A 21,618-nucleotide genomic window follows, 5' to 3' on the forward strand; every position below is an offset into this window, starting at 1 on the left:
ATGCAAAGATTATGGAATAAATTAGCAGATAATTTTTTCTCAAAAATAAAAGTAGGAACATTAGAAGTTATCTACACAGATGGTAATAAAAAGTTATATGGCCAAAAAAAAGAAGATGAAAAAATAACAATTACAATAAAAAATAGTAAATTCTTTTATAGAGTTGCATTATATGGAGATATTGGTTTTGCAGAGAGTTATATAGATGAAGATTTTGAAACATCTGATTTAACAAAACTAATAGAACTAGCCCTTTTAAACGCAAAGTATTTGGGAACAACAAGTGAAAATGAAAAAAACAATAAATTTATAAATATAATGCCCGTTTTTAATAAAATCAAACACACTATGAGAAAAAACTCAAAAACAAACTCAAGAAAAAATATTTCTGCCCATTATGACTTGTCAAATGATTTTTATAAACTCATGCTTGATGAAACTATGATGTATTCAAGTGCTGTTTTTTCTCATAAAAATGAAGATTTATATACAGCACAAAAAAACAAATTAGAAAAACTATCAAGTAAGCTAAACCTAAAAGAAAATTCAAATGTTTTAGAGATTGGTTCAGGTTGGGGAGCAATGGCTTTACATCTAGCAAATGATAAAAAATGCAAAGTAACAACGGTTACCTTAAGTACTGAGCAAAAAAAACTATGTGAAGATAGATTTAAAGAACATAGTGTTGAAGATAGAATAGATATTTTACTAAAAGACTATAGGGATTTAAATGGAACTTTCGATGCAATTATAGCTGTTGAAATGTTTGAAGCTGTGGGGAAAGAGTACTTTCATATCTTTTTTAAAAAATGCCAAGAACTACTAAAACCAAATGGACTTTTGGTTTTACAAGTAATTACAATGCCTGATCAAAGATATAAAGATTATTCAAAAGGGACTGATTTTATTCAAAAATATATTTTCCCAGGTGGTCACCTTCCTAGTATTTCAAAAATACTTGAAGTTACAAGTAAACATACAAGATTAAATCTAAATCATCTTGAAGAGTTCACAGAAGATTATGCAAAAACACTAAACATTTGGCATGACAATTTCCAAAATAAATTAGATGATGTAAAAAAATTAGGATTTGATAACTACTTTATAAGAATGTGGAAAATGTATCTGAATTATTGCGAAGCTGCATTTATAACTAGAAATATAAATTTACATCAACTAGTGTTTACAAAAGATCAAAATATTGATTTAAATAAAGGATTAATAGCATGAAAAACTTAATTATTATATTTTTTACAACAATACTACTAACAGGATGTACAGGCATGAAAATAGAAGACTTTAATAACACAAGCCCAGAATTTATTCCACAAGAATATTTTAATGGCAAACTAAGAGCTTATGGTTTAGTAAAAGACAGAAGTGGAAAAATAACAAGAACATTTAAAGGAACAATGATTGGATCTTGGGATAAAGATGGAGTGGGAACACTTGATGAATACTTTGTTTATAATGATGGTGAAGAGATGAAAAGAGTTTGGACGCTAAGACCAACAGCAGATAAAAAATTCATAGCAACTGCAAATGATATAATAGGTGAAAGCCCAATGATTGCAAATGGGAATACAGTAATGTTGGATTATATTATGAGAATTCCTTATAATGACTCAACATTAGATATAGCTGTTCAAGATTGGCTACATTTACAAGAAGATGGTGTTATAATAAACCATTCAAAAATGAAAAAATTTGGCTTTGTAGTTGGAGAACTTGTAATTACAATCATTAAGGATTAAAAATGCCATGCAAATGTAGAGATGTGTTTTATATAAGTGAGAAAAAAAGTAAGATTCATTTTATTACTCAAATAAATGAGTTAATAGTTAAGTCATCGAAGATTTTTAAAAACCTTGGACTTGAAACCCAAAAAATTGAAAATATTGTATCTATTGAAGTGGAGAATCCAAGGGAATTTTTTGAGGAAAATTTTGATTATTTAAATACAAATTTTCATGATTTAGAAAAAGATGAAATAAAAATTTTTATTGAAAATGATGATAATAAATTAACACTTAGCAGCATATTATCTACAAAAGCACTAAATAGATATTTACATTTTATAGAAGATAAAAATTTCTTTGATATTATTGAAAACCATAGTTTAACAGCCTATTTCCAACCAATAATAGATATGCAAACAAATAAAATATTTGCCTATGAAACTCTAACTCGTGGAGTTTTACCAAATGGTGATTTAATGTATCCTGATGTCTTATTTGCAAAATCTGAAAGAAATGATATGAATTTTACACTCGATAGAATGTGTAGAGAAACAGCACTTAAAACAACAGCTGTAAAAAAAATAGATGCAAAGGTATTTATAAACTTTATTCCAACCTCTATTTATGATCCAGAGTTTTGTTTAGCTTCAACTGTAAAATGGGCAAAACAACTAGAGTTTGACCCAAAAAATATAGTTTTTGAAGTTGTTGAAACACAAAATGTAAAAGATAAAGAACATTTAAAATCTATTTTAAATTATTATAGAAAAGAAGGCTTTTTAATAGCTCTTGATGACGTAGGAGAAGGATACTCATCTTTAAATATGATTATTGACATAAAACCAGATATCATAAAAGTTGATAGAAACATTATTGATAATATAGATCAAAGTCCTATGAAACAGTCAATATATAAAGCCCTAAGAGGAATATGTGTTGATAATGGAATAAAAATATTAGCAGAAGGAGTTGAGACTCCCTATGAACTTGAAAAAGTAAAAGAAATTGGAGTAGATTATGCACAAGGTTATTATTTTGCAAAACCTAGTGCTGAAATTATTAGGGTTATTTAATAATTTCATTTATAAGCTATTTTATAGAGTATTTTAAACTTTAAAATATATGTTTTTTCATACATTTTTTGAGATTTTTTTATTATTTTTATATTACAATACTGAATATTTATTCATTAAAGAGGTAATTTTAAAATGCTCTTAAACTTAACTACAAAAAAAAGGTTGTTACTTAATTTACTACTAACTCAACTGGGATTTGCAATAATAAGTATTGTTGCAATATTAAGTGATCATGCAATCACTGCTATAATTACAGTAAATGTGGTCTTTGCCATAATTATTACTTATATAACTGTTTATTCAATGAAAAGAATTGTAGGTGGAATAGAAAGATTAAAATTATATATAGATGATCTTATGGATTTTGCTTTTTATAAAACTAATAGAATAAAAAAAGCTCAATACATAAAAAATGATGATATTGGATTTATTTTAAAAGAGTTAAATTTATATGTTGATAAATTTGATGTAATGAGAAAAAAAGATATGCATGTTTTAGGTGAAGTTGTAATTGCCTTAAATAAAGTTTCTCAAGGAATTTATACTTCAAAGATACATGCGGATTCTGAGAATTTTATGATTAGTACTCTAAAAAGAATTGTTAATGAAATGCTAGAAACTACAAACCAAAATATGGAAGAGTTAGTTAATATCATGGATAAATACACCAATCAAGATTATCGAGAGCAAATGAATATAAACCCTATTTTAAAGGGTAAAATGCTAATAACCATGAAACAAATAAATAAATTAGGAAATGAATTAAATGATAATGCTAAACTTAATTTAAAAAATGGAACCCAATTAGAAAACAACTCTATATCTATGCATAAATCTGTTGAAAACCTATCTGTAAGAGCAAATGAACAAGCAGCATCACTTGAAGAAACAGCTGCTGCTTTAGAAGAAATTACTTCAATTACAAAAAACAATAATGAAAATGCTATGAAAATGGCTGATTTAAGTAAAATGGTAAAAAACTCTGTTGTTACAGGAGAGAATTTAGCCCAACAAACAGCTTTAGCCATGGATGAAATAAATCAAAAAGTACAAGCAATAAATGAAGCCATAACAGTTATTGATCAAATTGCATTTCAAACAAATATTTTATCACTAAATGCAGCAGTTGAAGCTGCAACTGCTGGAGAAGCAGGACGAGGATTTGCAGTTGTTGCAGGTGAAGTTAGAAATCTAGCAACAAGAAGTACACAAGCTGCCCATGAAATTAAAACCTTAGTTGAAAATGCCTCATTTAAAACAAAAGAAGGTAAAAAAATCTCAGATGAAATGAGTCATGGATATAACAACTTAAATCAACTAATTTCTCAAACCATAAATATTATTCAAGATGTAAGCGTTGCCTCAAATGAACAATTATCAGGAATAGAACAAATTAATAATGCAGTATCAATACTAGATAAAGTAACCCAAGAAAATGCAAAAGAAGCTAGCTTTGTTGCAGAATTTGCAGATGAAACACTTTTAATGGCACAAGTTTTAGTAAATGATGCAAAAAGCAAAAAAGTAAAATAGGATAATATAATGGAAAAAGAAATGATTTTAGATGATTTTGCTTTTTTAGTAAGTGAAACTGATGAAAAAGGCATTATTATTTTTGCAAATGATGATTTTTGTAAAATGGCAGAATATAGTGTTGATGAATTAATAGGAAAACCTCATAATATCGTTCGTCATAAAGATATGCCAAAAGCTGCATTTAAAGACCTATGGGATACAGTAAAAAGAGATGAAGTATGGAGTGGTTATGTAAAAAATGCTACAAAATCAGGAAATTATTATTGGGTTTTTGCAACAGTTTTTCCTACAATTACTTCAGATGGTAAAAAAGGCTTTTTATCGTGTAGAAGAAAAGCTACAAGACAAGAAATTGATGAGCATGATGCTTTATATAAGACTTTGATTGCTAAAGAAAAATAAAAAAATAGAAGAAAAAGGTAAATTATCTTTTTCTTCTACTTATCTCTTTTTATACAAATAAATATCTAAAAATAATTTAAATTCACAAAAAAGAACTACAAAACAAAAGATAAAAGCTATAAAGTAATAGTATGAAAATATTTATACTTTACCCAAACCAATTATTTAAAAATGTTGCAAAGCTAAAAGACAAAAAAGTACTTTTAATTGAAGAACCACTATTTTTTACTCAATATGAATTTCATATTCAAAAGTTAGTTCTTCATAGAGCTAGTATGAAATTTTATGAAAATTATCTATTTCAAAATGGTATTGAAGTTGAATATTTTGAAGATGAATCTTATCTTGAAAGATATAAAAATCAAGAGATATTTATATATGAACTTTTTGATAATTATTTAGAAAAAAAAGTTTACAAAAACTTTTCAAATATCACAACAATAAAAAACCCAAACTTTATAAATCCAAATGACTCAAATAAATTTATGCATAACTTTTACAAAAATAGAAGAGTTGAGGAAAATATTTTTATGGAAAACGGCAAACCACTTTTTGGGAAATATAGCTTTGATAGTGAAAACAGAAAGAAACTTCCAAAAGATATAAAAATACCCCCTACTTTTTGTTTTGATAACAAATATATAAATGAGGCAAAAGAGTATTGTAAGAAGTTTAAAACTATTGGAGATATAAACGAAGATTTTTACTATCCAACTAGCTTTGATGAAGCTCAAATACAACTTGATAGTTTTATAAATGAGAAATTTGAAAACTTTGGTGATTATCAAGATGCTATTACAAAAGAGTCAAAACAATACTTTTTATTTCACTCGAATATTTCAAGTTCTTTAAATATTGGACTTATTGACCTAAATGATTTAATAGAAAAAATAATAAACGCAAATGCCCCATACAATGCAAAAGAAGGCTTTATAAGACAGATTATTGGATGGAGGGAGTTTATGCTAAAGATTTATCAAGATGATGGTGTGAAGCTTAGAAACTCTAATTTTTTTGAATTTAAAAATGAAATACCAACTAAAATACTTGAAAGCAAAAGCGGTATAACTCCCCTTGATGATTGTATAAAAAAACTAAATAATAGCTCTTATAATCACCATATAGAAAGGCTTATGATTTTAGGAAATCTATTTTTGCTACTTGAAATAAAACCAAATAGTGTTTATGAATTTTTTATGAGATATTACATTGATGCCTATGATTGGGTGATGGTTGGAAATGTTTATGGAATGAGTGGTTTTAGTGATGGTGGAAGTATTACAACAAAACCATATATTGCAAGTTCTAACTATATTTTAAAAATGAGTGACTATAAAAAAAGTGAACCTTGGTGTGAAATTGTGGATGCATTATATTGGAGATTTTTATTTAAATATTCACCTAAATTTGAGAAAAATCCAAGAATGGCAATGCAAATAAATCTACTAAAGAAAATGCCAAAAGAGAAGCTAGAAAATCATCTAAAAATAGCTGATGATTTTATAAAAAATCTTTTTATTGCAAATTGATATATTTTTAGAAGAAAGGTTTTATTTTTATTAAAATACAAATATGAAAACAGATATTTATGAAAAAATGGAAATCCTAGCTAATAGCGCAAAATATGATGTGTCTTGCTCATCAAGTGGAGTTGAAAGTACTTTTAAAAAAGGTGAAATCGGAGCCACTCACACAAGTGGAATTTGTCATACTTTCACACCCGATGGAAGATGCGTATCCTTACTTAAAGTATTACTTACAAATATTTGTATTTATGATTGTGCATATTGTATAAATCGTGTTTCAAATGACATTCCAAGAGCTGTATTTAGCCCAAGAGAACTGGCTGATATAACTATAAATTTTTATAAAAGAAACTATATAGAAGGACTTTTTTTAAGCTCAGGAATTGTAAAAACAGAAGATCATACAATGACTTTGATGCTAAAAGCTTTGAAGATTTTACGATATGAGTATAAGTTTAATGGATATATTCATGTAAAACTAATCCCTGGAAGTAGTATGGAATTAGTTGAGCAAATTGTAAAACTAGCAAATAGAGTAAGTTCTAATATAGAGCTTCCAAGTGATAAGTCTCTAAAACTTTTAGCTCCAAATAAAACAAAAGAAAAAGTACTTCAACCACTAAAATTTGCAAGGAATTTAAGTCTTGCAAAAGAGCAAAAACCAATAGGAATGAGCACTCAACTAATCATTGGAGCTACTCCTGAAAGTGATAGGGATATTTTAAAACTAAGCTCTGCACTTTATGATAAGGCTTTGCTAAAAAGGGTTTATTATAGTGCTTATATTCCTGTAAATGATAATAAAAACTTGCCCTCAATCATCACAAAACCGCCACTTTTAAGGGAGCATAGACTCTATCAAGCTGATTGGCTACTTAGGTTTTATGATTTTTCTTGGGATGAAATAGTAACAGATGAATTTCCAAATTTGGATGAAGATTTAGATCCAAAAGCTTTTTGGGCTTTAAATAATCTAAAATACTTCCCAATGGAAATAAACACAGCTTCAAAAGAAGAACTGCTAAGAATTCCAGGTATTGGAGTAAGGGGTGTGATGAAAATAATAAATGCAAGAAGATTTAAAAGACTTACTTTTAATGATTTAAAGAAACTAAAAATTTCAATAAAAAAAGCTATGTATTTTATCACTTGTAATAAAGAGTTCCAAAGACAAGTGCCTTTTTATAGGGAAAATCTAAGACTAGCTTTAATAAAACCAGAACCAAAAAAACTAATACAACCATCATTATTTGATATAAGTTCAATTACAGGTGAGTTATGATTTTACTTTATGATAGTACTTTTGAAGGGTTTTTATCTTTAATTTATGAGGTTTATTATAAAAAACTAAAACCCACAAATATATATAAAACCCTTCCAAATGAGATAATATTTGATGAAGTAAAAACTATTGAAACAAATGAAGAAAACTATAAAAAAGTATTAGAAGCCATAAAAACAAAATTTACTAAAAATATACTAGAAAAAATACTAAATATCTTTATGTGTGATTCAAAAGATTTTGAAATGGCACTTTTAGAATACATTATAATTGGTTTCAAAGATGCAAAACAATTAAACAATATCAATAATTCTTGCGTTTTTTATCTAAACAGTCTTGAAAAAGAGTTATTTAAAAATGTTCATAAGATGTATGCCTTTATTAGATTTGAAGAGCTTGAAGATGGCAGTTTATATGCAAAACTTGAGTGTAAATTTAATGTGGTATATTTTTTAGCTAAACATTTTTTAAAAAGATTTAATAATCAAAATTTCATAATCCACGATATAAGTAGAAAACTAGCTTTCATAAAAATAGATGATAACTATAGTTTACAAGAAGTAGCATTTTTTGAAGAACCAAATAAATCGCAAAATGAAGATAAATTTCAAAAACTATGGAAAAGTTTCTTTTCAGGAGTAACAATAAAAGAAAGAATAAATCCAAAACTTCAAACCCAACTTGTTCCTTTGATTTATAGAACTTATATGACTGAATTTTTCAATGAAAGAACATAAAATATATACCAAAAAAACCTATTTATTTGTATGATTAAATAAAAAGAGGAGTTATTATGGAAAAAATATCTAAAAGTCTTATTTTGATTTGTATTATGTTTTTATTCACAGCTTGTTCTTCAAAAAATCCACCTCTACAAACTGTAGAAAAAGTTGATTTAGAGAGATATCTTGGTACTTGGTATGAAATAGCAAGATATGAACATTTTTTTGAAAAAGATTGCAAAAATGTAAGTGCAAACTATTCAATTATGGATGAAGAAACTATTAAAGTAATAAATAAATGTACAAAAATCCAAACAAATGAAAAAAAAGAAGCAATGGGTAGAGCCTATGCAATAGATGAAACAAACAGTAAGCTAAAAGTTAGTTTTTTTAGACCATTTTATGGTGATTATTGGGTTTTAATTCTGGATGAAAACTATGAATATGCAGTTGTTGGTACTCCTAATAGAGAGTACTTATGGATTTTAGCAAGGGATAAAAAACTTCCACTAAAAATTCAAAATGATATTTTAGAGAAACTTCCAAGTTTAGGATTTGATATATCTAAATTACTTTGGACAATGCAGGAAAAATAATGTATTTTGAAAAAAAAGATAGTGAAAAATTAGATTTTACTAAAAAATCTAAAAAAGAAAAACAAGATTTAAGTGAACTTCAAGAAGAGGATTTAAATCGTCTAATAGAAATGGCTTGGCAAGATAGAACAACATTTGATACTATCTTTGAACTTTATGGCTTATCAGAAAATCAAGTAAAAAAGAAAATGCGAACTTTGATGAAAAGAAGCAGTTTCAAAATGTGGAGAAAAAGAGTTCAAGGAAGAGCCACAAAACATAAAAAGAAAGTTTTGCACAAAGTTTCTAGGTTTCAGGGACCTTGGTAAAATCTAAAGTAGCTAAATAAACACTCCAATATAAAATAAACTAAATATTTTAATAAATTAGACCAAATTCAGTTGTCAAGGAATACTTGACAACTGCTAGTGATGAGGGGAGATACAAAGAAATACATAATAATTAAAGTCCTAATGAAAATTCTTACAAAGATTTCCAATTACTTCATTATATTCATTATCTGTTAATTTTGCAATTTTCTCTTTGATTCTAACTTTTGAGAGTGTTCTTATTTGATTTATTAAAATATCTGAATCTTGTTTTAGATTATCCCTTGATTTAATTCTCATTCTATATGGTTGCATATCATCTATTAAATCAGTTGATAAAGGAAGTAAAATAACTGTATCCAAAATAGAATTTTCATCATCACCTGAGATAATTACAGCTGGTCTGATTTTACCAACTTCATCACCTTTTTTAGGATATAAGTTTACAATTACAATATCACCTCTATTTAATTCCATCATCAACTCCAAGTTCTGCAAATTCTAAATCTTGATGTTGTTTTAATTTATTTAACTTTGCTAGTTTTTCTTCTCTATCAATTTTATCAATTAAAGGTCTAATTTGTTTTTCATATTTTGAAGAGATAAAATATCCTAAAGTAGTATGTTTTCTTCTATCAATAATCTGAGCTATATCCATAGCTTTTATTAATGATGGTTTATTTTGAATATCTGTAACACCATAAGTTGTCATATTATATCCTTTTTAATGTTTTAATCTATAAAAATTATATCTTATATTATAAAATATAGCAAATCTAAAAATTTAATAAACAGACAAAAAACAACTACCAAAAAACCTTACTAAGTTATATATTAAATATATAAAATAAAAAAGGATGCAAAATGCTAAAAGAACTTATTTTTACAGGACTTGGTGGAGCTTTGGTTTTAAAAGATAAAATTGAAGATGAACTAAAAAAGTTAGAAGAAAAAGGAAAACTTGATACTAAAGATGTTAAAAGCTTTTTAGAGTCACTGGAACAAAAAGGTAAAGAAAGTGATGAAAAGTTCAAAGCTGAATTAAAAACACATATGAAAGAGATTATAGATGAGCTAGGGCTTGCAACTAAAGAAGATTTAGCAAAACTAAAAGAGGATTTAAAATAAAAGCTTTTTTTAAAAACTTATCTTTATACTCAATTTCAAGGGTTTATAAAGTCTTTTTATTTTTATTAACGATTTATTTGGTTATAAAAAAGAAACAAAGTTTCTTTGGAATCAAACCACTAAAGCCTAAAAAATTAAAAGATACTATTATCACATTGGGAGCAAGTTTTATAAAACTTGCACAAGTTCTAGCAACTCGTGCTGACTTTTTTTCAGCTGATTATTTGGATGAGTTAAAAGAGTTGCACGATAAACTGCCACCAATGAACAAAGATGAATTTGAAGAGATTTTTAATATTGCATTTAAAGAAGATTCGTTTAAAAGTTTTGATAAAACTCCAATAGCTTGTGCATCAATTGGACAAGTTCATATAGGAATTTTATACGATGACACAAAAGTTGCTGTGAAGCTGCGAAGAAAAGGTATTAAAAATAGAGTTAGTGCTGATATAAAAATTATAAACTTTTTTAATTTTTTATTTAATCCCCTATTTTCGCACTATACAAAAAACTCTATTGAAGCTGTAATCAAAGAGTTTTCATCGATGATTTTACAAGAAGTAAGTCTTTCTCAAGAGTTACAAAATCTTAGAAAATTCTCTCAAACTTACAAAGATAGTGGAGTTAAATTTCCTGTTCCATTTCCAACTTTATGTTGTGATGATGCTTTGGTTATGAGTTTTGAAGAGGGATATAGATTTGATGATAAAAAGAATATTCTAAAAGAGAATATTGATTTTAAAAAAATCATTGGTACACTTGTTGGGTTTTATACAACTCAAATGCTTATAAATGGATATTTTCACGCTGATCCACATCCTGGAAACTTGCTTATTACAAAAGAAGGTGAGATAATATTACTAGATTTTGGAATGGTAAAAACAGTTCCAAATAGCTCTAGAATTGCTATTATTGAGCTAATTAAAGCTGCAAATGAAAAAGATTATGAGCTATATATTAGTGCCAGCAAAAGATTAGGAACTATTGCTTATGAAGCACCAACTGGCGAATTAGCTGAGTTTACAAGTAAGATGTTTGATATTTTCTCAAATGATAATCTAAGTAGTGAATCCATGCAACAACTAGCCTTTGATGTATTAGAAGGTACAAGAAATATGCCTTTTAAACTTCCAAGTGATGCAATTTATATCTTAAGAGTTAGTGCTATTATTGAAGGGCTAGGAACAACATATATTGAAAACTTCAATGGTATAAAAGATATTTTACCAATATTGCAAGATAATCTTCCAAAAGCTTTGGGGGCAAAAGATAGTATTATAGAAACAATAATTGATGAAATAAAAGATATTCCATTTACCCTAAAAGATTTAAAATCTGTTATAAAACAAGCAAGTAAAGGTGAGCTTCAAATTGAAGTATCAAATAATCAACTAGAATTTATTTCAAAAGAGATTAAAGATTTTATTAGACCAATTATTTTATCATTCGGATTAATTTTTACATCAATATTTATGATTTTATATGATAAAGAACTAAAACAGATGGCTTTAGCTCTATTTATTGTAGCAATCATTAGACTTATTTATAAATAAAGGAATTTTTATGAAAATAGCAATTATTGGAGCTGGTTTTTCTGGCTGTAATTTATATAATAATTTAAAAGAAAAATATGAAGATATTACTATTTTTGAAAAATCAAGGGGAGTTGGAGGTCGCCTTAGTACTAAGTATATTGAAGATAAATTCATAGACCACGGAACTTCATCTTTGATTCCAATTACAGATGATTTAAAAATGTTTTGTTTAGATTTATCAAGTAATGGTGTTGTAAAAGCAAAATATGATGAGTTTATACCAAAAAATGGAATAAATGCAATTTGTAAGTTTTTAATAGATGAAAAAGATTTAATCAAAAATACAAAAATCACAAAAGCCCAAAACATAGATAACAAATGGATTTTAGAAGATGAAAATCATAATATCTATAAAGATTTTGATTTACTATTTATCACCATTCCAGCACCTCAAATACTACAAATGAAAATAGAACTTTCAAATGAATTTAAAGAAAAACTTTCTCATATAAAATATGACTCTATTTTTTCTTTAATTCTTCACTCAAATGAAGATATAAAACTAGATAAAAGTGTCTTATATGAAAATCCAGATATTCAAAATATTATAAATAACTCAAGAAAATATCAATATAAAGATTTTAGCTCATATGTAATCCACTCTACAAAAGAGTTTGCAAATTGTGTAAATGAAAAAACAAAAGAGGAAATATGCGAGATTTTTTTAACTAATTTTGATGATGACACAAAAGAACTAATAGAAAAGTTTACAATGATTCCACACCTATGGAAATATGCCTTTGCAAAAACTTCTTTAGATATGCCCTACTTTTTAAATGATGAAAAAAATCTAGGAATTTGTGGGGATTTTTTTAATCATTCAAATATGGAAGCGGCACTTTTAAGCTCTGAATTATTGGGAAACATAAAATACTTCTAAGAAATTTAGAAGTATTTTAAAAGAAGTTATTTAATAAACTCAATAGAATCATCTAAAGATTCTCCTGACTTCATCATTCGAGGCACCCAATATGAATATCAATAATATTTTGAATTTTTAGTTGTATTTCATTAAGTTGCAACACTTCAAATTTTTTCTTATGTGTAAGTGGGTTTATATATTCTAATCCATAGATTGTTTTTATCTCTTCGAGGGCTATTTGCACTGACAAATTCTTATCATGAAGTTTAATAATTCTTTCAAGTTCTTTATAAACTGTATATGCAATAAATGATATTGAGATATGAGCTTCTATTCTATGTCTTAGATAATGATGAATTGGTCTTATTTTTAAATCTGTTTTAGAAATTCTAAAGGCTCTTTCTATATGCCACAGATTTGAGTAGTTTTCAATCACTTCAGATGGACTGAGTGTTGTATTTGTGATATAACCTTTAAGACCATCCCAAAGTGCATCTTCATTAAATTTATCATAATCAATTACTACTTCAATTTCATTTTTAAGATGTAAATATTTATTATATCCTCTACTATTGATTTGATCTTTTGTAAGTCTTCCTGATTTGATTTTCTTTTCTAATCTTTTTAAACCTTTTTCTCTATTATATTTATCTTTTTTTGCTCTTTTATCTGTATATGACAACACAAGTGTATCATCACCTTTTGCAACGGTTGCAATAGCATTATTTACATCAAGATTTAAAGATAATATTTTACTTTTTGTAATATGATTTTCATTTTTGATTCTTGCACCTAAGATATATTTATAGTTATGAGTTTTTAGTTGTTCTATATTATTTTTAGATAACAATCCTGAATCAGCTATTACAATTGGTTTTTCTAAATTAAATTTCTTTTCAAACTTTTGAAGTATTGGTATAAAAGTATTTCCTTCATAGCTATTCCCCTCATAAATATCATAGCCTATTGGATAACCTTTTTCTCCCACTAAAAGTCCAAGCATTATTTGTGGAGATTGAAATTTACCATCTTTACTAAATCCAATTCTTCTTAAATCATCCTCATCTTCACTCTCAAAGTAAAGTGTTGTAACATCATAAAATAAAACAGTAATTTCACCTAATATTTTTTTTGTATGTTCAAAGGCTACTTGTTCAATCTCCTCTTTATATACAACATTAAACTTATCCATAAAGCGATATATCTTCATAATATCAATATCTATATTTCTATATCGTTTAAGATACTCAATAACTTTTAATTTACTTCCTGGATTAATAAGTCTTGTTACAACTAAATGTTTTAAAAGTTCATCATCAATAATTTTACTAAATCCAATATAATCAAACAATCTTGCGATAATAAGTTCTGGGCCAATACAAACAATACTATTTGTTGATAGATTTTTTACAAAGGTATCTATTATATTTTCACTATTATCATTTGGAAATAAATTTAATATAGGTTGTTTGGTGAGTTGTGGAATAAGTTTTAATCCCTCTTCATATAAAAGTTCTATTTCTATTTCATCTTTAGATGAACCAATAGTTTGCACTACTTTATTATTTCTTCCAATTTTTTCTATTATTTGAACACTTATACTACCACTTGCATTTCTTTTTTTACGAATAAACATACAATATTATATCGTGGGTCACCCAACTTAAAAATTAAAATACCTTAACCATGGGGTTTATTAGATATTGTTTTATGCTCTTTTTCAAAAGTGATGAAGTCAGGAAGAGTTTGCAAATTGTGTAAATGAAAAAACAAAAGAGGAAATATGCGAGATTTTTTTAACTAATTTTGATGATGACACAAAAGAACTAATAGAAAAGTTTACAATGATTCCACACCTATGGAAATATGCCTTTGCAAAAACTTCTTTAGATATGCCCTACTTTTTAAATGATGAAAAAAATCTAGGAATTTGTGGGGATTTTTTTAATCATTCAAATATGGAAGCGGCACTTTTAAGCTCTGAATTATTGGGAAACATAAAATACTTCTAAGAAATTTAGAAGTATTTTAAAAGAAGTTATTTAATAAACTCAATAGAATCATCTAAAGATTCTTTATCTGCAGATGATTGTTCATTTAATCTATATCCAAAAGGAAGTAAACAAGCTATTTGGAATTTTGAAGTATCAAGTCCTAATACTTCTTCGATATTTTCTTTTTCATAAGATTCAATAGGACAAGAATCAATACCTTTTATAGCAGCTGCTGTCATCATATTTCCTGCTGATAAATATGTTTGTCTTGCAGGCCAAGAATACATATTTTCATTACTATGACAACTATCTTCTGGATGATTAGGAAAGACTCCTGTATAAAATTCTAATTTATCAGCTGGAGAGCCTTTTTTAACAGACTTTGAATTAGATGATTGGGATTCAGAGTTTATGCTTTCAATAGCTGCCAAAAAAATAACCAAATGAGAAGAAGAACTAATTGAAATTTCTTCTGAACAAAGTGGGCTTATTTTTGTTTTTAATTCGTCATTTGAAATAACTAAAAATTTCCAAGGTTTCATACCAAAAGAAGAAGTTGATTTTTTTCCTGCTTTAAGTATGAAATTTATATCATCATCGGAAATCTTTTTTGTATTGTCAAATATCTCACATGCATGACTAAAATCTAAAACATTCATTAATATATTTTCCATAGTATTCCTTTTCAATGTAAGTTTACTAATTTACCTTCTATTCTCTTAACAAATGATAAAGATAGTCATTTTTCATATGCCATGCACCCAATCTTTTATTTGTTTTAACTATTTAATAAACTCTACAATATTTTCAAATTTTTCTCTTAATTGAGTTGATTGTTCGTTTATTCTATAACCAAATGGCACAACAACAGCTGTTTGGTATTTTGTTAAATCTAATCCTAGAACTTCATCTAATTTATCTTTTTCAAATCCTTCAATAGGACATGAATCAATACCTTTAATAGCAGCTGCTGTCATCATATTTCCTAAAGCAATATATGATTGTTTTGCAGTCCAAGAATAGATATTGTCATCACTTGATAAAGTTTGTTTTAAATGGTCAGCATATAAACCTAAATAAAAATCAAGTTTATCTTGAGGCATTTCTCTTCTTTTGAATTTTCTTTCAACTTCACCTGATGATGGTTTAACAGCATCAATAGCAGCTAGGATAATCACTAAATGAGAACAAGAAGTAACTTGAACTTGATTCCAACAAACAGGTCTGATTTTTGCTTTTAACTCTTCATTTGTAATAACTAAAAACTTCCATCCTTCCATACCAAAAGATGATGGTGATTTTCTTCCCACCTCTAAGATATAATTCATATCTTCATCAGTGATTTTTTTTGTTTCATCAAATACTTTACACGCGTGTCTAAAATCCATAGCTTCCATAAATGTTTTTTCCATATTTTTATCCTTTTATTAAATTAATTTTTCTAATTTTGAAATTTCTAAAGCATCAAGTTTGTTTTCAATTGTTTTAGCAAATGAAGCAAAATGAGCAGTAGCCATATGAGCTTCTAAAAGTTCTGCACTTTCCCAAGTTTCAATAAATGTAAAACTATTAGTATCTTCCAAATCTTTATGTAATTCATACTGAATACAACCATCATCTAAGTCATGAGTACTTTTATGAAGTGCTAATAATTCAGCATAAACTTCATCTTTAAACTGCTCTTTGATTTTTAATTTTGCAACAATAACTATTTTTGACATTATATTACCCTTTAAAATTTATTTCTAATATTTTTCTAAATTTTTCTAATTCCGCATTTAAATCTAAATCACCTTTGAAAATATCATGAACTGCATAAGTTTTTAAAGGCTTTAATCCACAAAATTGAAATGTTTTATGAACAGCAACATGAGCTTCATCCAAAGATAAACCATCAAATAAGCTATTTTTATTATCAAATGCTGAATCTGGGCAATTATAAGTTAAAGATAACATATACTTTTTATCTTGCATTAAACCACCACTTCCATAGAGTTTTGATGCATCACTTCTGCTTCTTCCATCACTTTCATAATGTACACCTTGAGTAAATGTTTCATCAATATATTTTTTTGCAATCCAAGGAAGGCTCATCCAATAAACTGGATATTGAAATAAAATATAATCAGCCCATTTGAACTTTTCTACTTCTTCTTGTATTGTATAACCTTTTTCAATATGAGTTTGTTTAACTTCAAAACCATTCTCTTCAAAAATTTATTTGCACAATCTATATAATGATTTGTTAAATCACCCTTTGCAACAACATCATAATATTGGTGACCATTTAATATTAAAACTTTTTTCATATAATTTATCCTTTATTTTTACTAAAATGCTCTTTGCTAAGAAGAGTCTATAAATTTTATTTTAAAAATTATATTCCTAATAAACTTAATTTTACTTTACCTTACTTTAGGTAAGTAATAAATATTTATTTTACTTATGCTATAATCTCCTACTTAAAAAGGAAGAAATATGTATTATATAAACGATAAAGAATACAAATGCTCAGTTGCAGTAACACTTGATATTTTTAATGATAGATGGAAACTAGCAATTATTTGGCATTTATTAGATACTGAATTAAGATTTAAAGATTTACATGAAACGATAAATGAAATTACACAAAAAACATTAACTGTTAAATTAAAAGAATTAGAAGAAAAAAATATTATTCACAGAGAAGTTTTTGCTGAAGTTCCACCAAAAGTTGTTTATAGTTTAACACCTTGTGGAAAAAGATTAAAACCAGTACTTCAAGAAATGTTTAAATGGGGAATTGATTATGTTGAAGAGTTTGGCGAAAATACAGGTGAAAATGATTGCCAAGCAGAAGCTTGCTTTAAAAATTAATTCGAAAACTTATTTAAATTAAATTATGGATAATTTTGTACTAATATTAGTAGCCATTACAATTGGTTATGGAATAAATAGGTTAAATATCTTTTCAAAAGAAGCACCTATTATTTTAAACCAATTTGTAATATATATTTCACTTCCTGCAATGGTATTATTGCAAATTCCAAAACTCACCTTTTCAGTTGATACAATTATTCCAATAGTAGTTGCATGGGCTGTTATAATCATAAGTGCTATTTTAGTTTTACTTTTATCAAGACTTTTTGCATTTTCTAGAGAAGTTACAGGTTCTCTTATGCTTGTGGCAACTTTGAGTAATTCATCTTTTTTAGGTATTCCTATTATAAATGCATATATGGGTGAAGACTCGCTTCCTTATGTACTTGTTTATGACCAATTAGGAAACTCAATTGCAGTTGCTACTTATGGTACATTTATTGCTTCTTATTACTCAAATAAAAGCAAAACTGGTTTTAAAATTATTTTTTTAAAAATATTAACATTTCCACCTTTTATATCTTTGATAGTTGCACTATTTTTAATGGGTGTTGAATTTAATGATACTATCACAAAAGTTTTAACTAATTTTGCAAATACTATAGTTCCACTAGCTCTTGTTGCTGTTGGTCTTCAATTACAATTTAGACTTCCAAAAGAAGATTTAAAACCTTTTAGCGTCGCGTTAGTCGTAAAACTTATATTAGCTCCAATAATTGCAATATTAGTTTGTAAGTTATTTGGATGGAATAATCAAGCTGCTATTGTATCAATTATGGAAGCTGGAATGGCATCTATGATTACAGCTGGAGTTATAGCTTCCATGACTGGACTTGCACCTCGTTTAAGTACAGCCATTGTTGGTTATGGTATAATTATTTCCTTCTTTACTACGGCGGTTTTATTTAAAATAATAGGATAAAAAATGAGCTCAAATGATTTTTACAAAAACTTAAAAGAAATCACAGATTTTTCAAAAATCATGGAAGATAGTAACTACAAAAAAATTCCTAATGATTGGTATGTAATCACATCTGATATAAAAAGTTCTACAAAAGCCATAGAAAATGGTATGTATAAACAAGTAAATTTTATAGCAGCTCTTACAATAATTGGAATACTAAATATAAATAGAGATGAAGATTTTCCATATGTTTTTGGAGGAGATGGAGCTAGTTTAATTATTCCTGCAAATCTGCTAGAACAGTCAAAAAAAGTTTTATTAGAAGCTTCAAAAAAAGCAAAAAGTGCTTTTGATTTAGAATTAAGAATTGGAGTTGTAAGTGTAAAAGAGATTGAAGAAAAAGACTCTTTTATTGAACTAACAAAATTTAAGATAAGCGATTCATATACTCAAGCGATCGTTAGAGGAAATGGTTTAGAACTAGCAGAAGAGTTATTAAAAAAGCAATACAACAAATATAAAGTTGAAGATAATTTTACCCATGAATATAATCCAAATTTTGAAGGATTAGAGTGTCGATGGGAAAATATAAAAACTCCAAAAGATGAAACTATTTCAGTACTGATAAAAAGTATAAATCAGAAAGATAATAATAAAATATATACAAATTGTATAAAAAGAATAGAAGAAATTGCTGGTATTCATAGTGATAGAAATCCTCTAAAAACACAAAATCAACTGAATTTATCATTTAACCCAAAAATTTTAAATGCAGAAGCTTCAATTTTTACACAAAATACGGTTTCTAAATTTTTCACTATTTCAAGACTAATGCTTGAAAATTTTTTAGGATTAATACTTATGAGATACTCAATTGGTAAATGGGGTCAATACAAAAACATAATACTTAAAACTACAGATACAGAAAAGTTTGATGATATGCTAAGAATGGTAATTTCAACCAAAAGAAATCAAACAGAAGAATTAGAAAAATATTTGGAAGAAGAGTATCAAAATAAAAATTTAGTTTATGGAATACATAAATCAGACTCTGCTTTAATGACGTGTTTAATCTTTCAAAGACATGGAAAGCACATACATTTTATAGATAGTTCAAATGGTGGATATGCACTTGCAGCAAAAGAATTGAAAAATAGATTAAAAAATCTTCAATAATACACACTCTCTAAATATAAACTAGATACAATACGCAAAAATTAATATTAGGGATCCTTATAATGTTTGAATTAACGAAAAAAGTGATAATTAGTTCTCTTCTTTTTTCTTGTGCCTTATATGCAGAAAATAAAGAAGTATCAAAAAATGAAATCGCTCAAATGGAGCAATTAGAGTTATTAAAAAGAGCTCAAATAAAAATTACAAAAGCTTATGATATTGGTAGTTTATATATATTAAATATTAATGTTCAGGGAAATGCTGATGAAATTTATTTAACAAAAGACAAAAAGCTTATACTTTCTGGTGATTTAATTGATGTAAATAGTGGGATAAAAATTACTGCACCTGCTGATTTAACAGGAGTTAGAGGTAAAGAAGCTTTTGTATATGGAAAAGGAACTGAGGAGTATTTCTTATTTACAGATCCAGAATGCCCATATTGTAAAAAATTCGAATCTTATCTTCCACAAATTGAAAATAAAGTAAAAATTAGAGTATTTTACTTCCCATTAGAATCTCATGAAAATGCAAAAGATTTATCATTATATGTTTTAAGTCAAAAAACAAGTTCTCAAAAAGTTGAAGCAATGTTTAGTGGAGCTGACAATTTAGATAAAGCAAAAAATGCAAAATATACTCAAGCAGAACTTGCTAAACTTGAAAAAACTCTAGAAGAACAAATTCAAATTGGAATGAAATTAAATGTTCAAGGAACACCTACTATTTTTGATAAAGATGGTAAAGGCGTTGTTTGGGTTAATCTATTAGAAAAATTTGGAATTCAAATAAAATAACTCCAAAGGAAGTATCTTTTTAAAGATACTTCTTTTAAGAAAATAAAAAACTAACTATAAAATAACCTGCAAAAATCAGCCATAAAAATAATATAGATGCTAAATAAATAGGCTTTAATCCAACATTTTTAAACTTATCAAAACTTGTTTGCATTCCCAAAGCTGTCATAGCAACTGTTAAAATGAAGCTATCTAAATAATTTATTGATTCAACAATTTGAAGTGACAATAAATCAAAAGAGTTAAAAGCAACTACGACTACAAACATAACAGCAAACCATGGTATTATAATCTTACTTTTTGTACCGTTATTATCAATAGTGCTATTAACTGCCGTTTTTAAAAGCCAAATACTTAGTATTATTAGAAATGGTGCTAACATCATAACTCTAATCATTTTTACAATAACAGCATTTGAAGATACACTTTCTCCTAAAGTTTCCCCTGCTCCAACCGCATGGGCAACTTCATGTAATGTTGCACCTATATATATTCCCATATTAGAATCACTTAAATTCAAAATCCCAAGTTTAAATAAAAATGGATATAAAAACATAGCAATAGTTCCAAATACAACAACAGTTGAAACTGCAATTGCACTTTTATAAGCTGGACTTTTTAAAACACTCTCAGTAGCCAATACAGCAGCAGCTCCACAAATAGCACTTCCAGCACTTGTTAAGATGGTGATTTCTCTATCAAGTTTTAAAACTTTTGTTCCGAAAAGATATCCAATAATAAAAGTACTTGAAACTATTAAAAAAGCTGTTAATACTCCTAAAATTCCTACTTCTTCTAAGTTTTGAAAAGTTAATCTAAAACCATATAAAACAATTCCTATTCTTAAAAGTGTTTTTGTACAGAATGCAACACCCTTATCAAAACTTTGAGGGAAATATTTTTTAATACTATTTGCATATAACATTCCAAATAAGATACCAATAATCAAAGGGCTAATAGCTAAATCTTTAAAAAAAGAGAACTCAGATAAAAATGTAACAAAAACTGAAATAATCAAAACAATCACAATTCCTATCATAATAAACTTCCTTTTGTTTTTTTAATATTTGAAAGTATATTCTTATGATTTTAATTTGTAAAATATATTATATTTAT

24 protein-coding genes and 2 pseudogenes are annotated in these 21,618 nt (G+C 26.8%); 18 read left to right on the forward strand and 8 right to left on the reverse strand.

Translation table 11 applies throughout. From position 1 onward, the window contains the following. The 10 genes and pseudogenes from AACT_RS08615 to AACT_RS08660 all read left to right on the forward strand — a co-directional run bounded on the left by AACT_RS08615 (position 1) and on the right by AACT_RS08660 (position 9,187). Positions 1-1,230, forward strand: a complete 1,230-nt coding sequence (locus AACT_RS08615; RefSeq protein WP_172126406.1) for an SAM-dependent methyltransferase — start codon at positions 1-3, stop codon at positions 1,228-1,230. Beyond that, complete coding sequence (locus AACT_RS08620; protein ID WP_172126407.1) at positions 1,227-1,754, forward strand: DUF3833 domain-containing protein; 528 nt, start codon at positions 1,227-1,229, stop codon at positions 1,752-1,754. Before AACT_RS08615 ends, AACT_RS08620 begins: the two co-directional genes overlap by 4 nt. Positions 1,755-1,756: 2 nt before the next feature. Next, complete coding sequence (locus AACT_RS08625; protein ID WP_172126408.1) at positions 1,757-2,812, forward strand: EAL domain-containing protein; 1,056 nt, start codon at positions 1,757-1,759, stop codon at positions 2,810-2,812. 780 nt (positions 2,813-3,592) lie between these two features. Continuing rightward, positions 3,593-4,348, forward strand: a pseudogene (locus AACT_RS15725) (methyl-accepting chemotaxis protein); the annotation flags it as partial. A gap of 9 nt (positions 4,349-4,357) precedes the next feature. Beyond that, complete coding sequence (locus AACT_RS08635) at positions 4,358-4,753, forward strand: PAS domain-containing protein (RefSeq protein ID WP_172126410.1); 396 nt, start codon at positions 4,358-4,360, stop codon at positions 4,751-4,753. A gap of 131 nt (positions 4,754-4,884) precedes the next feature. Continuing rightward, entirely contained in the window at positions 4,885-6,282 is a 1,398-nt protein-coding gene (locus AACT_RS08640) for a cryptochrome/photolyase family protein (protein ID WP_172126411.1), read from the forward strand. A 43-nt stretch (positions 6,283-6,325) separates the two neighbouring features. After that, positions 6,326-7,561: a putative DNA modification/repair radical SAM protein gene (locus AACT_RS08645; protein ID WP_172126412.1), complete on the forward strand. Its 1,236-nt coding sequence runs from the start codon at positions 6,326-6,328 to the stop codon at positions 7,559-7,561. Then, entirely contained in the window at positions 7,558-8,298 is a 741-nt protein-coding gene (locus AACT_RS08650; RefSeq protein WP_172126413.1) for a TIGR03915 family putative DNA repair protein, read from the forward strand. The genes AACT_RS08645 and AACT_RS08650 overlap by 4 nt, the downstream gene beginning before the upstream one ends. 56 nt (positions 8,299-8,354) lie before the next feature. Next, positions 8,355-8,879 carry a lipocalin family protein gene (locus AACT_RS08655; RefSeq protein ID WP_172126414.1) on the forward strand — a complete coding sequence of 175 codons (525 nt, stop codon included), beginning with the start codon at positions 8,355-8,357 and terminating at the stop codon, positions 8,877-8,879. After that, positions 8,879-9,187, forward strand: coding sequence for a TIGR03643 family protein (locus AACT_RS08660; protein WP_172126415.1), 309 nt, complete (start codon positions 8,879-8,881; stop codon positions 9,185-9,187). The genes AACT_RS08655 and AACT_RS08660 overlap by 1 nt, the downstream gene beginning before the upstream one ends. A gap of 141 nt (positions 9,188-9,328) precedes the next feature. Here AACT_RS08660 and AACT_RS08665 read toward each other — a convergent pair whose 3' ends face one another. Further along, positions 9,329-9,664 carry a type II toxin-antitoxin system PemK/MazF family toxin gene (locus AACT_RS08665; protein WP_172126416.1) on the reverse strand — a complete coding sequence of 112 codons (336 nt, stop codon included), beginning with the start codon at positions 9,662-9,664 and terminating at the stop codon, positions 9,329-9,331. Next, a complete protein-coding gene (locus tag AACT_RS08670) occupies positions 9,651-9,899 on the reverse strand; it encodes a hypothetical protein (RefSeq protein WP_172126417.1) in 249 nt (82 codons plus the stop codon). Before AACT_RS08670 ends, AACT_RS08665 begins: the two co-directional genes overlap by 14 nt. Positions 9,900-10,051: 152 nt before the next feature. Between AACT_RS08670 and AACT_RS08675 the strand changes: the two genes are divergently transcribed. The 3 genes from AACT_RS08675 to AACT_RS08685 all read left to right on the forward strand — a co-directional run bounded on the left by AACT_RS08675 (position 10,052) and on the right by AACT_RS08685 (position 12,790). After that, positions 10,052-10,315: a hypothetical protein gene (locus tag AACT_RS08675; protein ID WP_172126418.1), complete on the forward strand. Its 264-nt coding sequence runs from the start codon at positions 10,052-10,054 to the stop codon at positions 10,313-10,315. 71 nt (positions 10,316-10,386) lie between these two features. Beyond that, complete coding sequence (locus AACT_RS08680; RefSeq protein WP_272953576.1) at positions 10,387-11,868, forward strand: ABC1 kinase family protein; 1,482 nt, start codon at positions 10,387-10,389, stop codon at positions 11,866-11,868. Positions 11,869-11,878: 10 nt separating this feature from the next. Further along, a complete protein-coding gene (locus AACT_RS08685) occupies positions 11,879-12,790 on the forward strand; it encodes an NAD(P)-binding protein (protein ID WP_172126419.1) in 912 nt (303 codons plus the stop codon). Between the two features lie 73 nt (positions 12,791-12,863). Here AACT_RS08685 and AACT_RS08690 read toward each other — a convergent pair whose 3' ends face one another. Then, a complete protein-coding gene (locus AACT_RS08690; RefSeq protein WP_172126420.1) occupies positions 12,864-14,408 on the reverse strand; it encodes an IS1634 family transposase in 1,545 nt (514 codons plus the stop codon). 208 nt (positions 14,409-14,616) lie between these two features. Between AACT_RS08690 and AACT_RS08695 the strand changes: the two genes are divergently transcribed. Beyond that, positions 14,617-14,784 carry a hypothetical protein gene (locus tag AACT_RS08695; protein WP_172126421.1) on the forward strand — a complete coding sequence of 56 codons (168 nt, stop codon included), beginning with the start codon at positions 14,617-14,619 and terminating at the stop codon, positions 14,782-14,784. Positions 14,785-14,810: 26 nt separating this feature from the next. Here the strand turns inward: AACT_RS08695 and AACT_RS08700 are convergent, their stop codons facing one another. The 4 genes and pseudogenes from AACT_RS08700 to AACT_RS08715 form a co-directional block, all read right to left on the reverse strand. Beyond that, the gene (locus AACT_RS08700; protein ID WP_172126422.1) at positions 14,811-15,440 is read right to left on the reverse strand and encodes an NAD(P)H-dependent oxidoreductase; all 630 of its coding nucleotides are present in this window, start codon (positions 15,438-15,440) and stop codon (positions 14,811-14,813) included. Positions 15,441-15,548: 108 nt separating this feature from the next. Next, positions 15,549-16,178 (reverse strand): NAD(P)H-dependent oxidoreductase, encoded by a 630-nt coding sequence (locus AACT_RS08705; RefSeq protein ID WP_172126423.1) that lies wholly within the window; start codon positions 16,176-16,178, stop codon positions 15,549-15,551. 15 nt (positions 16,179-16,193) lie between these two features. After that, positions 16,194-16,487, reverse strand: coding sequence for a putative quinol monooxygenase (locus AACT_RS08710; protein ID WP_172126424.1), 294 nt, complete (start codon positions 16,485-16,487; stop codon positions 16,194-16,196). Between the two features lie 4 nt (positions 16,488-16,491). Beyond that, positions 16,492-17,075 (reverse strand): annotated as a pseudogene (locus AACT_RS08715) (NAD(P)H-dependent oxidoreductase). A gap of 169 nt (positions 17,076-17,244) precedes the next feature. Here AACT_RS08715 and AACT_RS08720 point away from each other — a divergent pair. From AACT_RS08720 to AACT_RS08735, 4 genes are all read left to right on the forward strand, one after another. Then, positions 17,245-17,622, forward strand: coding sequence for a winged helix-turn-helix transcriptional regulator (locus AACT_RS08720; RefSeq protein ID WP_172126425.1), 378 nt, complete (start codon positions 17,245-17,247; stop codon positions 17,620-17,622). Between the two features lie 25 nt (positions 17,623-17,647). Beyond that, positions 17,648-18,547, forward strand: a complete 900-nt coding sequence (locus tag AACT_RS08725) for an AEC family transporter (RefSeq protein WP_172126426.1) — start codon at positions 17,648-17,650, stop codon at positions 18,545-18,547. Between the two features lie 3 nt (positions 18,548-18,550). After that, on the forward strand, positions 18,551-19,705 hold the full coding sequence (locus tag AACT_RS08730) for a DUF3095 domain-containing protein (protein ID WP_172126427.1): 1,155 nt from the start codon (positions 18,551-18,553) through the stop codon (positions 19,703-19,705). 62 nt (positions 19,706-19,767) lie between these two features. Then, positions 19,768-20,502, forward strand: coding sequence for a DsbC family protein (locus AACT_RS08735; RefSeq protein WP_172126428.1), 735 nt, complete (start codon positions 19,768-19,770; stop codon positions 20,500-20,502). Positions 20,503-20,536: 34 nt separating this feature from the next. On the opposite strand, the gene AACT_RS08740 is transcribed toward AACT_RS08735, so the two are convergent. After that, positions 20,537-21,541, reverse strand: a complete 1,005-nt coding sequence (locus AACT_RS08740; protein WP_172126429.1) for a YeiH family protein — start codon at positions 21,539-21,541, stop codon at positions 20,537-20,539. Positions 21,542-21,618 lie beyond the last annotated feature (77 nt).

Source organism: Arcobacter acticola, assembly GCF_013177675.1.
Taxonomy (GTDB): Bacteria; Campylobacterota; Campylobacteria; order Campylobacterales; family Arcobacteraceae; genus Aliarcobacter; species Aliarcobacter acticola.

Coding starts and splice junctions, on each gene's coding strand:
- AACT_RS08690 (WP_172126420.1), bottom strand. CDS start 14,408: ATGTTTATTCGTAAAAAAAGAAATGCAAGTGGTAGTATAAGTGTTCAA.
- AACT_RS08685 (WP_172126419.1), top strand. CDS start 11,879: ATGAAAATAGCAATTATTGGAGCTGGTTTTTCTGGCTGTAATTTATAT.
- AACT_RS08625 (WP_172126408.1), top strand. CDS start 1,757: ATGCCATGCAAATGTAGAGATGTGTTTTATATAAGTGAGAAAAAAAGT.
- AACT_RS08615 (WP_172126406.1), top strand. CDS start 1: ATGCAAAGATTATGGAATAAATTAGCAGATAATTTTTTCTCAAAAATA.
- AACT_RS08660 (WP_172126415.1), top strand. CDS start 8,879: ATGTATTTTGAAAAAAAAGATAGTGAAAAATTAGATTTTACTAAAAAA.
- AACT_RS08700 (WP_172126422.1), bottom strand. CDS start 15,440: ATGGAAAATATATTAATGAATGTTTTAGATTTTAGTCATGCATGTGAG.
- AACT_RS08665 (WP_172126416.1), bottom strand. CDS start 9,664: ATGGAATTAAATAGAGGTGATATTGTAATTGTAAACTTATATCCTAAA.
- AACT_RS08645 (WP_172126412.1), top strand. CDS start 6,326: ATGAAAACAGATATTTATGAAAAAATGGAAATCCTAGCTAATAGCGCA.
- AACT_RS08705 (WP_172126423.1), bottom strand. CDS start 16,178: ATGGAAAAAACATTTATGGAAGCTATGGATTTTAGACACGCGTGTAAA.
- AACT_RS08740 (WP_172126429.1), bottom strand. CDS start 21,541: ATGATAGGAATTGTGATTGTTTTGATTATTTCAGTTTTTGTTACATTT.
- AACT_RS08640 (WP_172126411.1), top strand. CDS start 4,885: ATGAAAATATTTATACTTTACCCAAACCAATTATTTAAAAATGTTGCA.
- AACT_RS08675 (WP_172126418.1), top strand. CDS start 10,052: ATGCTAAAAGAACTTATTTTTACAGGACTTGGTGGAGCTTTGGTTTTA.
- AACT_RS08720 (WP_172126425.1), top strand. CDS start 17,245: ATGTATTATATAAACGATAAAGAATACAAATGCTCAGTTGCAGTAACA.
- AACT_RS08655 (WP_172126414.1), top strand. CDS start 8,355: ATGGAAAAAATATCTAAAAGTCTTATTTTGATTTGTATTATGTTTTTA.
- AACT_RS08710 (WP_172126424.1), bottom strand. CDS start 16,487: ATGTCAAAAATAGTTATTGTTGCAAAATTAAAAATCAAAGAGCAGTTT.
- AACT_RS08735 (WP_172126428.1), top strand. CDS start 19,768: ATGTTTGAATTAACGAAAAAAGTGATAATTAGTTCTCTTCTTTTTTCT.
- AACT_RS08670 (WP_172126417.1), bottom strand. CDS start 9,899: ATGACAACTTATGGTGTTACAGATATTCAAAATAAACCATCATTAATA.
- AACT_RS08695 (WP_172126421.1), top strand. CDS start 14,617: ATGATTCCACACCTATGGAAATATGCCTTTGCAAAAACTTCTTTAGAT.
- AACT_RS08635 (WP_172126410.1), top strand. CDS start 4,358: ATGGAAAAAGAAATGATTTTAGATGATTTTGCTTTTTTAGTAAGTGAA.
- AACT_RS08730 (WP_172126427.1), top strand. CDS start 18,551: ATGAGCTCAAATGATTTTTACAAAAACTTAAAAGAAATCACAGATTTT.
- AACT_RS08725 (WP_172126426.1), top strand. CDS start 17,648: ATGGATAATTTTGTACTAATATTAGTAGCCATTACAATTGGTTATGGA.
- AACT_RS08650 (WP_172126413.1), top strand. CDS start 7,558: ATGATTTTACTTTATGATAGTACTTTTGAAGGGTTTTTATCTTTAATT.
- AACT_RS08620 (WP_172126407.1), top strand. CDS start 1,227: ATGAAAAACTTAATTATTATATTTTTTACAACAATACTACTAACAGGA.